The organism is Dyella koreensis (assembly GCF_044904565.1).
Classification (GTDB): domain Bacteria; phylum Pseudomonadota; class Gammaproteobacteria; order Xanthomonadales; family Rhodanobacteraceae; genus Dyella_D; species Dyella_D koreensis.
Genome location: NZ_JADIKD010000007.1, coordinates 107,211 through 121,457, shown reverse-complemented (window position 1 = coordinate 121,457; position 14,247 = coordinate 107,211). Strand labels below are relative to the sequence as shown.

Sequence of the window (14,247 nt, the reverse complement as noted above, 5' to 3'; positions counted from 1 at the left end):
TGACGCGATCCATTCAGCGGGTACGGCCGTCGTACGGAATGCGTTTGATCGTGGCCAGATCGATGTCTTCCAAACAACGCACATTTACCGCTGCCATGGCCGTGCCGTCCGGGCCCGTGCCGAAACCGAGGGGAGCGCATCCACACCGCGCGCAGAAGTGATGATCGATGACATGCTTGTTGAAGTGGTAGGTCGATAGCGCTGCCGGGTCGGCATGGAGCTGCAGCTGCCCGCGCGGCACAAACCACAACAGATAACCCTTGCGGCTGCAATGCGAGCAATTGCATTCGATGACTTGCGATGGCGCGCCTTCCACCTCGAAGGTGATCTGGCCGCAATGGCAACTTCCCTTGAGCATGGGCCTTACTCCAGTAGCGACACGGATAGACGGGACATCATAGTGCGTTGCGATTTCGATGCTCCGACATGACATCGTTAGCAAGCGCCTGCCACGGCGCCAGGTTCCAATGCCCGCGAGCCTGTCCCGACGGTGATGGCAACACGTAGACCCGGGTCTGATCGATCGGTGCGGCTTGAAGGCCGTAATCCGCCGCGTAGCCTAAAGCTGCGCGCGCTGCGGTTTTGCTGGTGAAGGCAATCAGGCCCGGTTTGAAGCGTTCGAGTTTTTCCTGCAGCGCGGGCACGTCGAATGCATCGCGGGGCAGTTCGTCATCATTGCCCGAGTGTCGTTTGGCCAGATCGGTGAGGCCGATACCGTATTGAAGGAGTAGTGGGAATTCAGTCGGTGCGAGCAGGCGCGGCGTCAGTCCGGATGCATGCAATGCGCGCCAGAACATGTTGCCCGGATGCGCGTAATAGGCGCGCTCGGCGGCAGAGCGCTTACCAGCCGCTGTGCCGCAAAACACCAGCGAGAGGCCGGGCTGCAGAACATCGGGAAGGATGTGCGGCAGTTCAGACAGCATCGCGGCTCAGCAGAAAATCGGTGTACTGGAAGCGGCCATCGCGCAAAGTCGATTCGCCGCGGCGTAGCGCAAGCGGCCGCCGGAACAACGGGCCAGCGTGGCACAGTGTGTGAAACTCGCCGCGTTCACCGCAGGGGTCGACGCCAGTAGGCAATCCATCGAGCAAGGCGTTGTCGAAGGGGCGGCCGCAATAGCTGGCGTCGAGTTGCTGCGTATCGACGCAACACAGCACGGCGCGATGGCCTTCGCCAACAAAGCGTCGCGCCAGCACCGCCGTATCTTCGCCCCACAATGGAAACACCGCCCGCCAGCCTTCGCGGCCGAGCTGGCGCACGCGGTAATCGCGCACATCCTCCAGAAACAGGTCACCGAACGCGCAATGACGCAGGCCCGGCCAGCGCATGCGCGCCTCAGCCAGAGCGAGGGCATGCGCTTCCTCATAGGCCTCATTACCGCCAGGCCAGTCGAGTGTCACTTCGAGCAATGGCAATCCGAGGGTATCAGCCTGCGCCTGCAGCACCTCTTGCCGCGTGCCATGCATGGCGACGCGCTGATAGGTGCGATTGACCGTGGTGAGCAGGCCCACAGGCTGCCAGCGCGGATCGTGCAGCAGATGCTGCAGCGCCATCAGACAGTCCTTGCCACCACTCCACGCCAGCAGGATCGGGACAGGTTGCATGGGCTTACTTTAAGCGAAGTTCATGCAATGACCACGTGGCATGGACATCACGTGCGGCAGGGTAGGCCGCATTGTCGATGTGGCCGGCCATGTTTACTGATTTCGCCAGTTTCTGGAGCGATCACCCTTGGGGGCGATGGGCGCTGACCGTCGCCGTTGCCCTCGGCGTCGCTTTCATCCTCCGCTGCACCGCCTACGTCGCGATGCGCCGGCTTGCGCGCGGCCATCCGGTGATCACCAGCATGCTCAGCCGGGCGAATGCGCCCATGGAATGGCTGATGCCATTGCTCACCGTAGCTATCGCGCTGCGCGTGGTGCCGGACCTGGAATCACTACGCGGGCAGGAGAGCTTCAATCACCTGTTGCTGGTGGCTCTGATCGCCGTATGCACGTGGCTGGCGCTGCGCTGCATTGGCGCGCTGGAGGATCTGGCCATGCGCCTGTATCCGATCGACGGCGCCGACAATCTGCGTGCCCGCAGCGTCGTGACTCAGGTGCGAGTGCTCAGCCGCACCGGGATGGTCATCGTGGTACTTGCCGGCCTGGCGGCGGTGCTGATGACGATCCCGGGTGTGCGCCAGTTCGGTGCCAGCCTGTTGGCTTCGGCTGGTCTGGCGGGACTTGCCATCGGTATCGCTGCCAAGCCGGTGCTGAGCAATCTGATCGCCGGTCTGCAGATCGCACTGACGCAGCCGATCCGGCTGGACGATGTGGTGATCATCAAAGGCGAATGGGGCCGCATCGAAGAGATCACCGGTACCTATGTAGTAGTGCGTATCTGGGACGAGCGGCGACTGGTGGTGCCGCTGAATTACTTCATTGAGAACCCGTTCGAGAACTGGACGCGGCGTACCGCCCGGCTGATCGGCACGGTGTTCCTCTGGGTGGATTACCGGCTGCCGCTGGCGCCACTGCGTACCGAACTGGAGCGGCTATGCCGAGAGGCACCGGAATGGGATGGGCGGGTTTGTGTCTTGCAGGTGGTAGAGGCGGGTGAGCGCGCCATGCAACTGCGTGCGCTGGTCAGCTCGGCGGATTCTGGGCAAGGCTGGGATTTGCGATGTCGCGTTCGCGAAGGACTGATCGGGTTCGTGCAGCGGGAATATCCGGAGTGCCTGCCAGTGATGCGGCTGGAGCACGCTGCGCACGAAGGCGTAGCGTGATTTTCGTTCCGGTGCAGTCCGGACGCGTCATTGGCTCACCCGACTTTGGATGGCCACGTCAGCCGCGCATGCAATCGGCGCGCATCGTCGAGACGGTGTTCGAGCTTCATGTCCAGCGCGGCGGCAGCGGCATAGGCCAGTGCCAGGCCCAGTCCCGCATGTCCCGCGTGCTCGGTCTGTTTGCGCCAGAAGCGTTGGCCCAGGCGGGGGAGGTCGTCGGGGTGGAGGTTGGGGGCCGCGTTATGGATATGAACGGCGTGGGTTTCGATAGCTACATGCACGGTGTCGCCAGCGGGTGCGTAAGCGCACGCGTTGCCCAGCAGATTGCCGATCACCACTTCGAGCAGGGCCGGGTCAGTATGGAGCACGGTGTCGCCACCGCTGTGCAGTTCAAGGGCTACATGCCGCTCACTGGCGTTGTAGCGAAAGCGCTGCGCGGTTTTCTCCAGCCAGGGTCCCAGAGCCAGCGGCTGGGGTTGTGGATGCTCCAGGCCGCCCTGCAGGCGGGTCAGCAACAGCAGGGCGGTGACCGTGCCTTCCAGTTCCGCGCTGATGCTGCCGACCTCACCCATCAGCTGCGGCAGGCTGCGGCCGCTGGGGTAGCGGGCCTCGACTTCGGCCAGGGCGCGCAGTTCGGCCAGGCGCGTGCGGGTTTCGTGGGCCAGGCCGCTGGCGAACTGGCGCTCGCGGGCCAGGCCTTCGTCCATGCGGTCGAGCACGCCGTTGAAGCGGCGGATCAGCGGGTCGAGCTCGCGCAGGCCGCTGGGGTCCAGGCGCTCGCCCGGGGCATTGGGGCCAATGTCGCCCATGCGGGCGACTAGGAAGCGTACCGGGCGCAGGCCGCGGCGCACGATCAGCGGCACGGCGACCAGGGCAATGGCAAGCGCAAGGAGGGGGCCCAGCGCCAGGATCCAGTCCATGGCGAGCAGGATCTGCTCGAACGGGCGCCGGTCCTGCTGGAAGAACAGCACACAGTCGCGTGCGTTGCCCGCCGATGGGGGGGGCGCGCCATCTCCCGCCGCCCGCGCTTCGCCAGCCGTGGCGCGGAAAGCGAACATGACCGTGCCCATCCGCTTGCCGTGAAACTTGAGGCGGCTGTACTGGGGCTCCATGCCGGCCGCCGCCGGCCAGCCCGGCGGCGCGACGGGCGGCGGTGGATCACTGCGCAGGGGAGGCATGCCGGCGCAGCGCAGTTCGTAGTACACGGGGCCCTCGCCGCCGAACAGGCCAGCCTGCAGGAACGACACATCGGGGGCGTTCGGGGTGTCCTGCTCCAGCTCGGTCATCGCCGCCACGGCGCGCGCCTGGGTCAGCAGGGTCTGCCGGTAGCGCGCTTCCATTTCGCGGTCGATGCGCCAGTCCATCACCATGGCTCCGCCGCCCAGTACGGCCAGGCTGGTCACCAGTAACAGCAGGGTGATGCGGGCGGAGAGCGAGGCCGGTTTCATGGAATCAGGTAGCCGGCCCCGCGGCGGGTTTCGATCATGCCCTGCAGCCCGGTGGCGTCGAGCTTGCGGCGCAGGCCGAAGACCAGCACCTCCACGCTGCGGTCGGAGACCTCGGTGTCGCTGCCGGCGGTGCGTTCCAGAATTTCCAGGCGGGTGAAGGCGCGGCCGCGGTGGCGCAGCAACAGGCCCAGTACCGCGAATTCACGCGGCGTCAGCCCCAGCGGGTGACCGTCCACTGTGGCGCTTTGCGACAGCGGATCCCAGGACAACGCGCCATGGGTCAGCACCACCGGCTGCGCCTGCTGCGGCCGGCGCGACAGCGCGTGCAGGCGAGCCACCAGTTCATCGAAGGCAAACGGCTTGACCAGATAGTCGTCGGCGCCAGCGTTCAGCGCCTCGATGCGGTCGGCCACCTGATCGCGCGCGGACAGCACCAGCACGCGGGGACGCCGACCGCCGGATGGCAGACTGCGCAGTACAGCAATGCCATCAAGCCGCGGCAGCATCAGGTCCAGCACCACCAGCTCATAGTCGTAGCTGCTCAGGAAGCCCTTGGCTTCCACGCCGTCCTGTGCCGCGTCCACGGTGAAACCTGCGCCCTGCAGGCCATGTCTCAGGGTTTGCCGCAGACGCTCGGAGTCCTCCACCAGCAGCAACTTCATGGCACCTCCGTCGCGTCTCAAAGCCCCAGCTTAACGGACCCGGCTGAGCGGTTGCTTGGGCTGTGTACTGGCGCATCGACGCCCGCGTCCGCAGCCGCTATAAAGACTTTTCGTAAGGGGAGTGTTCGGTGAGTGAAGAGATCCTGATCAACGTAACGCCGCGCGAAACCCGCGTCGGCGTGGTGGAAAACGGCATGCTGCAGGAAGTGCATGTCGAGCGAGCCTCCCGCCGCGGCTATGTGGGCAACGTATACAAAGGCCGCGTGCAGCGCGTGATGCCGGGCATGCAAGCGGTCTTCGTGGAGATCGGACTGGAGCGCGCAGCGTTCCTGCACGCCTCGGACATCGTGCGTCCCACGCTGCCGGCATCGATGGATGGTGCCGAAGTGGTGCCGGCCGGCAATGGCAACACCCCGTCGATCAGCGAACTGGTGCACGAGGGCCAGGAGATTGTGGTGCAGGTGGTGAAGGACCCGATCGGTACCAAGGGCGCGCGCTTGTCCACGCACCTGTCGATTCCTTCGCGCTACCTGGTGTTGCTGCCGCACGCGCGCACGCTGGGCATTTCCGCGCGCATCGAGGACGAGGCCGAACGCCAGCGCCTGAAAGAGGTGATGACCTCGCTCATCGGCGCGGACGTTACCGGCAACATCCCGCTGGGTTACATCGTGCGCACCAACGCGGAAGAGCAGACCGCGGAATCGCTCGCCTTCGACGTGACGTATCTCAGTAAAGTATGGCGCGTGGTGCAGGAAAACATCGCCAAAGCCAAGGTCGGCGAACGCGTGTACGAGGAACTCTCGCTGCCGCTGCGCAGTCTGCGCGACATGCTCAACGACGATATCGAAAAAGTGCGGGTGGATTCGCGCGAGACCTACGAGAAGGTCGTCAAGTTCGTGCACAAGTTCATGCCCAGCCTGGACGACCGCATCGAGCACTATGCCGGTGAGCGACCGATCTTCGATCTGTACGGCGTCGAGGACGAAATCCAGCGCGCGCTGAAGAAGGAAGTGCCACTCAAGTCCGGCGGCTACCTGATCGTCGACCAGACCGAGGCGATGACCACCATTGACGTCAACACCGGTGGCTATCTGGGTACACGCAATCTCGAGGAAACCGTTTACCGCACCAATCTGGAAGCGGCACAGGCAGCGGCGCGGCAGCTGCGGCTGCGCAATCTCGGCGGCATTGTGATCATCGACTTCATCGACATGACGGACGAAGAGCACAAGCGCCAGGTCCTGCGCATGCTGGAGAAAGGCCTGCTGCGCGATCACGCCAAGACCACGGTGTACCCGATGTCGGCCCTGGGGCTGGTGGAGATGACGCGCAAGCGCACCACCGAAAGCCTGGAGCGCCAGTTGTGCGAACCCTGTCCGGCCTGCGCCGGCCGTGGCGCCGTAAAAACGGCCGAAACGGTGACCTACGAAATCTTCCGCGAGATCACCCGAGCGGTGCGTCAGTTCAATGCGGAGAAGTTGTTGGTGATGGCCAGCCCGAAAGTGGTGGGGCGCATCCTGGAGGAGGAGTCCACCGCGGTGGCGGAATTGGAAGAGTTCATCTCCAAAAGCATACGCTTTCAGGCCGAAGAGCATTATTCGCAGGAACAGTTCGATGTCGTTCTTTTGTGATTCGCTGCGCGGCGCGAGCTGCCAGTGAAGGTGGTTTGGCGCCAGCGCATGCACTTTATTGTCCGCGCGGCGGGCTGGATCGCGGGCGTGGCCTTGATCAGCCTCGCGGTGCTGGCGGGCCTGATCCAGCTAGTGCTGCCGACACTGGCCAATCATCCGCAATGGGTCGCCGCGCAACTTAGTCAGCAGTTGCACCGGCCGGTATCATTCGCCTCGATGGAAGGGCGCTGGGAGGCTTCCGGCCCGCTGTTCGTCATGCGCGACGTCACCATCGGTCCGGGCGAGTCGGGCAGCCCGCTGCATATTCCCGAGACCGAGCTCAAGCTGGACTTGGGTGGCTGGCTGCTGCCGTCGCGTCATCTGCTCAATCTGCGTGCGCGCGGCCTCCAGCTGGACCTGAGCCGTGATGCCGATGGCACCTGGCATATCAATGGCATCGGCGTGGCCGGCGGCCAGGATCGGCAGAGCGCTTCCTTCCGCGGGCTGTCGGTGGAGCTGCGGCTGAGCGACCTGCGGCTGGACATCACCGACGCGCGTGTCGACAAACATTACTCGCTGCTCGCCAGGCAATTGCGTATGAGCAAGCAGGGCGGACGCATCCGCGTCGGCGCCATCCTGCAACGCGAGGGCGTAGCCGGCGAGCTGCGCGGTGCAGGCAGTTTCCGCGAGGACGGCGCGGATGGTCGCCTGTGGCTGGCGGGCAACAACATCGATCTGCATAGCTTGACCGCCGGTGTCGATATGGGCGGCTATGCGGCCGAAAGCGGACACGGTAGTTTCGCCAGCTGGCTGGACTGGCGCGATGCGAGGGTGGTGCGCAGCCTGACACGTTTCGATCTGAGCGACGTGGTGCTGGTCAGCCCGGAGGGCAACAAGGCGCATGTGTCATCGCTGCATACGCTCGCCGAAATGCGCAAAGGACAGGATGGCTTCCAGTTGCGTTGGGCGACGGATGACGGCAGCGCCCTTGCCGCCGATCTGCATCAGTTGAGTGGTGAGCAGGCGCGGGTCGATGTTGCCGCGCGCGATCTGCAACTGGAGCCGCTGTTGCCTTGGCTGGCGCTCAAGCCACAGCTTTCGCCGGGACTGGCGCAATGGGTCGGTGCCGGCAAGCCGCGCGGCAAGCTGAGCCATGCGGCACTGCGCTGGACGCGGGCGCAGGGTATTGAATTCATCGATGCGGGCTTCAGTGGTCTCGGTATCGACGCGGCCGGCAAGCTGCCTGGCATCGAGCGGCTGGATGGTGAACTGCGCGGCGATACGCAGGCACTCTCGCTTGAGCTGCCCACCCAGGCGACGGTGCTGAATTTCCCGCACACGTTCCGCAAGCCGTTCGTGATGTCGCAATTGGGCGGCACGTTCGCGTTCTGGCATGCGGATGGCGACTGGCACATCGGCATCGCGCCGCTGGACTTCCTGGGCGCCGGTTACGGTGGCCAGGTGCGTGGCGAGATCGCGCTGCATGATGCCGGCGGGCGCCCCTTCCTCGATATCTATGCGGCGTTGAGCCACGCTGACGTGGAGGCAGCCAAGCTGTTCTGGCCGATCGACTCCATGTCGCCGGCGGCGATCGATTGGCTGGATCGCGCCTTGGTGGCGGGCAAGATCGATAACGGTTCGGTGGTGGTGCACGGCGATCTGGCGGACTGGCCTTTCCTGCATAACGAAGGCCGTTTCGAGGCGCGCACGGAGATCAGTGATCTCATCCTGGAATACGGCAAGGATTGGCCACGCGCGGAAGGTGTCTCGGCGGTCGCCAACTTCGTCAACAACGGCATGCTGGTGGAGGCGAGCGGGGGCCAGTCGCTGGGCGTCAAGGTGGAGCGGGCGGTGGCGCTGATTCCCGATTTCGCCAACAGCACTCTCGATCTCAATGTGCGCGGTTCGGGTGCCGGTGCCAACCTGATGGAATTCGTGCGGCGCAGCCCGATCGGCAGCCATCAAGCTGACGCGCTGGCCAAGCTGAGCCTGGGCGGCACGGGCGACTTCGATTTCCATCTGGTGCTGCCGGTGAAGGACTCCAAGGACTTCACCCTGGCCGGCACGGCACAGCTCAAGGATGCCGATCTCAACGCACCCGACTGGAACCTCAAGCTGGATAAGATCAATGGTCCGGCCGCGTTCGACGGGCACGGTTTCCATGCCGGCCCGCTCGATACCGGTTTTCGCGGACAGCCGTCCAAACTGGATGTCGCTATAGCGAGTGCCACGGGACGGCCGGACACGATGTTCTCCGCGCGTCTCACTGGCCGCTATGGCGTGGCCGAGCTGGTGCAGGGCTTCTCGGAGCTGGACTGGTTGAAGGAGATCGCAACAGGACGCAGCGACTTCACCGTCGGCTTCGACATCGTGCGTCCGGAAACGGTGGCGAATGCGTCGCAGACACTGACGCTCGACTCGACCCTTGCCGGCATGACGCTGGATGCGCCGACGCCGATGAAGAAGCCGGCGGAAGCGAGTCTGCCCTTGCATCTGAGCATGAGTTTGCCGGTGCAGGGTAGCGATCTGCAAATCTCGCTGGGCCAGATCGTGCGTCAGCGTTTTCGCCTTTCCGACGGCGCCAGTCGTCCACTCGGCGCCACCTTCAACTTCGGTACGCGCATGCCCGACACGGTGCCCGACAAGGGCATCCGCATACGCGGCCGTGCGTCGAAGCTGGATGTGACCGGGTGGGTGCAACGCACGGTGGCTGGCAGCAGCAGTAATGGCCCGGGTCTGGAAAACGTCGACGTCACCGTCGATCAGGCGGAAGTGTTCGGCCATACCTTTCCTTCCATGCGCATCCAGGCCACGCCACAAGCGGATGAGCTGAATGTGGATGTGGACAGTGCGGATATCGCCGGCCGTTTCACCGTGCCCTCGGCCGACTTGAACAAGCGTGGCGTCACCGCGCGCCTGCAGCGGCTGTATTGGCCAAAGAGCACGACGCCCGACAACAAGCCCGGCGCGAACGTGCCGGTGGGGAATCCCGCCAATACCGGCGTGACGCCGTCGGCGCTGCCGCCATTCCACCTTTGGGTCGGCGATTTGCGATTCGGCGAGTCGAAGCTGGGCGAGGCGCGGCTGGAAACCTGGCCGACCGATCGCGGCATGCATATTGATCAGTTGCGCGCCTTGTCACGCAGTGTGCAGATCAATGCCTCCGGCGACTGGGACGGCACGGCGACCAACAGTCATACGCATCTGCGCATCGACTTTGCCGCGGAGAATCTTGGCGAGATGCTCGGTGCGTTCGGCTTCGCCGGTTTGTTCAACGGCGGCAAGACGCACTCGCTGCTCGATGCAACCTGGCCCGGCGCGCCTTCCGCGATGGAACTGGCGAATATGGAGGGCAAGCTCAGTGTGCAGGTGACCAACGGCAGCATTCCCGAAGTGGCGCCGGGTGTGGGCCGCCTGTTCGGGCTAGTTTCGGTGGTCGAGATGCCGCGCCGGCTCACGCTCGACTTCGGCGACGTGTTCAGCAAGGGCTTCGCTTTTGATTCCATCGCCGGCGACTTCGCGCTGGCAGGCAGCAACGCGACCACCCAGAACCTGGAAATCCGCGGTCCCGCGGCCGAAATCAGTATCAAGGGCCGCACCGGCCTGCGCACCAAGGACTACGACCAGCAGGTGGTCGTGGTGCCGCACGTTGGCAACAGCCTGCCGATCGTCGGCGCGGTGGTGGGTGGTCCGATTGGTGCTGCGGCGGGCTTCGTCGCGCAGGGGTTGCTGGGACGCGGCTTGAACCGCGTCGCAGTGATGCACTACCGGATCAGCGGGCCGTGGGACAAGCCGGTGATCGAGAAGACGGGATCATCCGAAGTGCCGGCGGCACTCGCCGTGCCGATGCAGGGGCCGCCGGTTGCGCCGGCCGCTGCCACCAGCAGCGGTGGCCGATAACTTGCCTTATTAGATCGAGCGTTACTCGGTCGGCTTGGTACTGCCGCGGAACGGGAACATCTGCTGCCGGACGAAACCGTCCGGCATGTAGTCGCCGACCACGCCGTACTTCTCCGGGAATTTCTTGGTCGACTTCACCGCGGTGCCGAACAGGTAATCGAGGAAGGCGTAGTGCGCGGCGTAGTTCTTGTCGATCGCCTCGTCGTCAGAGGCGTGATGCCAATGATGGAAATCCGGAGTCACCACCAGATATTTCAGCGGACCCCACGGCAAATGCACGTTGGCGTGATTGAACACTGCCTGGAAGCCGACCACGATGATGTATGCATTCATCACCGACTCGCTGAAGCCGAGGATGTAGAGCGGCGCCAGCACGCAGACACGAGTAGCGATCAACTCCAGCATGTGCTGACGCGAGCCGGCCAGCCAGTCCATGGTTTTCACGCTGTGGTGCACGGCGTGGAAGCGCCACAGGAAGGGCACTTCGTGATATGCGCGATGGGTCCAGTACTGCGCGAGATCGGCCACCAGGATGCACAGCAATAGCTGCGGAACGAAGGGAAGATGTTGCACGGTCTGCTGGAAATCACTGCGCACCAGCCAGCCGAACAAATGGTGCAGGAGGAAGTTCACCACCAGCAGCGCCAGGCCAACGATGAAGTGATTCACCGCGAAATGCTTGAGGTCGGTCTGCCACTCTTTGCGGAACAGCGACTGTCCCTTGTACAGGGGGAACAGTTTTTCGATCACCACAAAGATCAGGGTCGAGCCGAGCAGGTCGAGGATGAACCAGTCCAGGCCGATATACGGCGTGTGCTCTGGAAAATTGCCCACCGGCACTCGCGAGCCACCCAGTGCGGTAGCGACGATGACCATCGCGAACGCCACCAGATTGATGTTGCGCATGCGGCCGAGGATCAAGTTGCCCAGTGAGATGCCGCCAGCGATCAGCAGCGCGACCAGCAGCAGCTGGCGCAGCACATCCACTGAATATTTGTGGCGCAGGTCCGGGGTGGTCAGGTACTGCGGGAAATGGAAGGCCAGCACGCCGAGCAGGCTCAGGAAGCCCAGTGACAGCGCGATCACGCCGCTCACCTTGCCCAACCCGGGCTTCAGTTCGCCGTCGCGGTGCAGCAGCTCGCGGGTTTCCTCGACAGGTGCCTTGAGGGTGCGGTCGATGACTTTGTGGGCCAGCTCGCGTTTGGAGAAATCGCTCATCCGGTGATCCTTCACTCCATGGACCCGGCAGCGCCGGGGATGGCGAATGTTAGCTGGCCGGCCGGCGATTGGCAGCTTTAAACGGAATGAAGCCGGCCCCACTTGCTAAAGTCTGTTCCTTGTTCACATGGCGATGACCACATGGATTCCCTGATCGCACAGGCCGAGCGCCGCTTGCTGGCACCGGGTGGCCTGGCTTCCACCGACCTCGACCGCGTTTTCACGCAGCTGATGGGACCGTCCATCGACGCCGCCGACCTGTATTTCCAGCATTCGCGCAGTGAGTCGTGGGTGCTGGAAGAGGGCATCGTCAAGGATGGCAGCCATTCGATCGAGCAGGGTGTGGGTGTGCGCGCCATCTCCGGCGAGAAGACCGGCTTCGCCTACTCCGACGAGATCGTGCTCCCGCAGTTGCTGGAGGCGTCCAAGGCCGCGCGCGCCATTGCGCAGGGCGGCAACGGCGCCGGCAAGCCGCTGGCGCTGCATGGCGCCCGGCAGCTGTATCCGGCCATCGACCCGGTGGAAAGCCTCCCCAACCCGGACAAGATCGCTCTGCTGCGCGAAGTGGATGCCTATGCGCGCTCGCGCGACCCGCGCGTGAAGCAGGTGATCGTAAGCCTGGCGGCCACTATGGATACCGTGCTGATCGCCGCCTCCGACGGCACCCTGGCGGCCGACGTGCGCCCACTGGTACGCCTGAACGTGCAAGTGATCGCCGAACAGAACGGCCGCCGCGAGCAGGGACATAGTGGTGGCGGCGGCCGCTACGGCTATCGCGAGTTGCTGGAGAACGGCCGTGCGATGGCGTTTGCCAATGAGGCTGTGCGCCAGGCGCTGGTCAATCTCGACGCGGTGGATGCACCCGCCGGGAGCATGACTGTGGTGCTTGGCCCGGGTTGGCCGGGGGTGCTGCTGCACGAAGCCATCGGCCACGGTCTGGAAGGCGACTTCAACCGCAAGGGCAGCTCCGCCTTCGCCGGCCGTATCGGTCAGCGCGTGGCGGCGCCGGGCGTCACGGTGGTGGATGACGGCACGCTGCAAGGGCGTCGCGGTTCGCTCAGCATCGACGACGAAGGCACGCCGACCGAGTGCACCACGCTGATCGAGGACGGCATCCTCAAGGGCTACATGCAGGACAAGCTCAACGCGCGTCTGATGGGTATGGCGCCCACAGGCAATGGCCGCCGTGAATCCTTCGCGCAATTGCCGATGCCGCGCATGACCAACACGTACATGCTGGCTGGCCAGCACGATCCGCAAGAGATTATCCGTTCGGTGAAGCGTGGCCTGTACGCCGTGAATTTCGGCGGTGGCCAGGTCGACATCACCAACGGCAAGTTCGTGTTCTCCGCCAGCGAGGCGTATCTGATCGAGGACGGCAAAGTCACTCGACCGGTGAAGGGCGCCACCTTGATCGGCTCCGGGCCGGAAGTGCTCACGCGCGTGTCGATGATCGGCAACGACCTGGCGCTGGACGAAGGTGTCGGCGTGTGCGGCAAGGATGGACAGAGCGTGCCGGTCGGTGTGGGTCAGCCGACACTGAAGGTGGACGGCATGACGGTGGGTGGCACGGCTTCCTAAGCTTGATGTAGGAGCGCACCCTGTGCGCGACAAACCGGCAGGATTGCCGGTTTGTACGGTGTTAGTCGCCCGAAGGGGGCGCGCCTCTACCTCGACGCATCAGAGTGGCCCTGCTTCGCAGGGCTTTCGCCCACAGGGTGGGCTCCTACAGAGATGCGCGGCTCAGTCTTCGCTGGCAGCCAGATCTTTCAGTAGCTGAAAAATTTCCCGATACGCACGCGGCGGCTTGTTCGCCTCTTTTTCAGTGCGTGCCTGGCGGATCAACGAGCGCAGGTGCTGGCGGTCGATCTGCGGGTGCTTGGCGATCAGCTCCGAGAGTGCGTTGTCGTCGTTGTCGGCGAGCAGGCGATCGCGTGTCGCTTCGAGGCGATGCATCGCTGCTGTTTCCTGGCGCTGGCGTTCGCGGTTCTCACCCAGCGCGGCGCGCACTCCGTCGAAAACTTCGTTCTCGTGACGACGCATCACCTTGGCGAGAAAGCCGAGCTGGCGCTTGCGCGCGATGTGCGCGGTGATCTTGCGCGTGTTGTCGATCTCGCGGCGCACGTCATCGGGCAAGTCGAGCTTGGCCAGGCGGCTTGCCGGCAACTCGACCAGTTGGCCAGCGAGCTCGAGCACGGCCAGCGCATCGCGTCGCTGCTGGGTGCGCGTCGGGCCGTAATCGTGCTCAGGGTTGTCGGTGTAAGTGCGGTTCACGAGGGATATCCCTTCAAGTCATTCGTCGTGCTTAGCGGGCGGCTTCCGGGCCGGTAGCAACACCGGGTTCCGCGCGTTCCAGCGCAAAACGGGGGACGGTCTGGCCATCCACTTCCACCGTTTCGCAGAACATGGCCGCGGGGCGGACCCACAAGCCATGCTCGCCGTACAGTGCCTGGTAGACCACCAGCGGTTCCAGCGTTTCGCTGTGGCGGGCAGTGCCCAGCACGCGGTAGCGCTGTCCCTTGTAGTGACGGTAGAAGCCGGTCTCCGGCAACATGATGCGATCTCCACCGTGGACGCTTTGCATTGGGCCGCGGTGCCCCCATCTCGAGAAGTTGCGCGGTTCGGACCGCGTATTCTACCTGCC

Annotated in this window: 12 protein-coding genes; 4 read left to right on the top strand and 8 right to left on the bottom strand. The window is 64.4% G+C overall.

The features are described 5' to 3' along the window. Positions 1–13: 13 nt before the first annotated feature. The 3 genes from ISS97_RS04260 to ISS97_RS04250 are packed head-to-tail and all read right to left on the bottom strand — an operon-like array spanning position 14 to position 1,602. Entirely contained in the window at positions 14–358 is a 345-nt protein-coding gene (locus ISS97_RS04260; protein WP_379986214.1) for a GFA family protein, read from the bottom strand. Positions 359–395: 37 nt separating this feature from the next. Beyond that, positions 396–923 carry a mismatch-specific DNA-glycosylase gene (locus ISS97_RS04255; protein ID WP_379986216.1) on the bottom strand — a complete coding sequence of 176 codons (528 nt, stop codon included), beginning with the start codon at positions 921–923 and terminating at the stop codon, positions 396–398. Beyond that, positions 913–1,602, bottom strand: coding sequence for a Dph6-related ATP pyrophosphatase (locus ISS97_RS04250; protein ID WP_379986218.1), 690 nt, complete (start codon positions 1,600–1,602; stop codon positions 913–915). The genes ISS97_RS04255 and ISS97_RS04250 overlap by 11 nt, the downstream gene beginning before the upstream one ends. Positions 1,603–1,691: 89 nt before the next feature. Here ISS97_RS04250 and ISS97_RS04245 point away from each other — a divergent pair, with 89 nt between their 5' ends. Next, on the top strand, positions 1,692–2,765 hold the full coding sequence (locus tag ISS97_RS04245) for a mechanosensitive ion channel family protein (RefSeq protein WP_379986220.1): 1,074 nt from the start codon (positions 1,692–1,694) through the stop codon (positions 2,763–2,765). Positions 2,766–2,800: 35 nt separating this feature from the next. Here the strand turns inward: ISS97_RS04245 and ISS97_RS04240 are convergent, their stop codons facing one another. Next, positions 2,801–4,213 carry a sensor histidine kinase gene (locus ISS97_RS04240; RefSeq protein WP_379986222.1) on the bottom strand — a complete coding sequence of 471 codons (1,413 nt, stop codon included), beginning with the start codon at positions 4,211–4,213 and terminating at the stop codon, positions 2,801–2,803. Further along, positions 4,210–4,875 carry a response regulator transcription factor gene (locus ISS97_RS04235; protein ID WP_379986224.1) on the bottom strand — a complete coding sequence of 222 codons (666 nt, stop codon included), beginning with the start codon at positions 4,873–4,875 and terminating at the stop codon, positions 4,210–4,212. Before ISS97_RS04235 ends, ISS97_RS04240 begins: the two co-directional genes overlap by 4 nt. Positions 4,876–5,003: 128 nt before the next feature. Here ISS97_RS04235 and rng point away from each other — a divergent pair, with 128 nt between their 5' ends. Together rng and ISS97_RS04225 are read left to right on the top strand one after the other, a co-directional pair. Continuing rightward, complete coding sequence (gene rng, locus ISS97_RS04230) at positions 5,004–6,506, top strand: ribonuclease G (RefSeq protein ID WP_379986226.1); 1,503 nt, start codon at positions 5,004–5,006, stop codon at positions 6,504–6,506. 48 nt (positions 6,507–6,554) lie between these two features. Then, on the top strand, positions 6,555–10,385 hold the full coding sequence (locus ISS97_RS04225; protein ID WP_379986228.1) for a YhdP family protein: 3,831 nt from the start codon (positions 6,555–6,557) through the stop codon (positions 10,383–10,385). A 21-nt stretch (positions 10,386–10,406) separates the two neighbouring features. On the opposite strand, the gene ISS97_RS04220 is transcribed toward ISS97_RS04225, so the two are convergent. Then, on the bottom strand, positions 10,407–11,603 hold the full coding sequence (locus tag ISS97_RS04220; protein WP_379986229.1) for a sterol desaturase family protein: 1,197 nt from the start codon (positions 11,601–11,603) through the stop codon (positions 10,407–10,409). Positions 11,604–11,744: 141 nt separating this feature from the next. On the opposite strand from ISS97_RS04220, the gene tldD reads away from it, so the two are divergent. Beyond that, positions 11,745–13,184, top strand: coding sequence for a metalloprotease TldD (tldD, locus tag ISS97_RS04215; protein ID WP_379986231.1), 1,440 nt, complete (start codon positions 11,745–11,747; stop codon positions 13,182–13,184). A 162-nt stretch (positions 13,185–13,346) separates the two neighbouring features. Here tldD and yjgA read toward each other — a convergent pair whose 3' ends face one another. Together yjgA and ISS97_RS04205 are read right to left on the bottom strand one after the other, a co-directional pair. Then, positions 13,347–13,877, bottom strand: a complete 531-nt coding sequence (yjgA, locus tag ISS97_RS04210; protein WP_379986232.1) for a ribosome biogenesis factor YjgA — start codon at positions 13,875–13,877, stop codon at positions 13,347–13,349. A 31-nt stretch (positions 13,878–13,908) separates the two neighbouring features. Next, complete coding sequence (locus tag ISS97_RS04205) at positions 13,909–14,157, bottom strand: DUF1653 domain-containing protein (protein ID WP_379986233.1); 249 nt, start codon at positions 14,155–14,157, stop codon at positions 13,909–13,911. Positions 14,158–14,247 lie beyond the last annotated feature (90 nt).

What these genes read in the sequence shown, in the direction of transcription:
- ISS97_RS04260 (WP_379986214.1), bottom strand. Translation starts at nt 358, where the DNA reads ATGCTCAAGGGAAGTTGCCATTGCGGCCAGATCACCTTCGAGGTGGAA.
- ISS97_RS04255 (WP_379986216.1), bottom strand. Translation starts at nt 923, where the DNA reads ATGCTGTCTGAACTGCCGCACATCCTTCCCGATGTTCTGCAGCCCGGC.
- ISS97_RS04250 (WP_379986218.1), bottom strand. Translation starts at nt 1,602, where the DNA reads ATGCAACCTGTCCCGATCCTGCTGGCGTGGAGTGGTGGCAAGGACTGT.
- ISS97_RS04245 (WP_379986220.1), top strand. Translation starts at nt 1,692, where the DNA reads ATGTTTACTGATTTCGCCAGTTTCTGGAGCGATCACCCTTGGGGGCGA.
- ISS97_RS04240 (WP_379986222.1), bottom strand. Translation starts at nt 4,213, where the DNA reads ATGAAACCGGCCTCGCTCTCCGCCCGCATCACCCTGCTGTTACTGGTG.
- ISS97_RS04235 (WP_379986224.1), bottom strand. Translation starts at nt 4,875, where the DNA reads ATGAAGTTGCTGCTGGTGGAGGACTCCGAGCGTCTGCGGCAAACCCTG.
- ISS97_RS04225 (WP_379986228.1), top strand. Translation starts at nt 6,555, where the DNA reads ATGCACTTTATTGTCCGCGCGGCGGGCTGGATCGCGGGCGTGGCCTTG.
- ISS97_RS04220 (WP_379986229.1), bottom strand. Translation starts at nt 11,603, where the DNA reads ATGAGCGATTTCTCCAAACGCGAGCTGGCCCACAAAGTCATCGACCGC.
- tldD (WP_379986231.1), top strand. Translation starts at nt 11,745, where the DNA reads ATGGATTCCCTGATCGCACAGGCCGAGCGCCGCTTGCTGGCACCGGGT.
- ISS97_RS04205 (WP_379986233.1), bottom strand. Translation starts at nt 14,157, where the DNA reads ATGTTGCCGGAGACCGGCTTCTACCGTCACTACAAGGGACAGCGCTAC.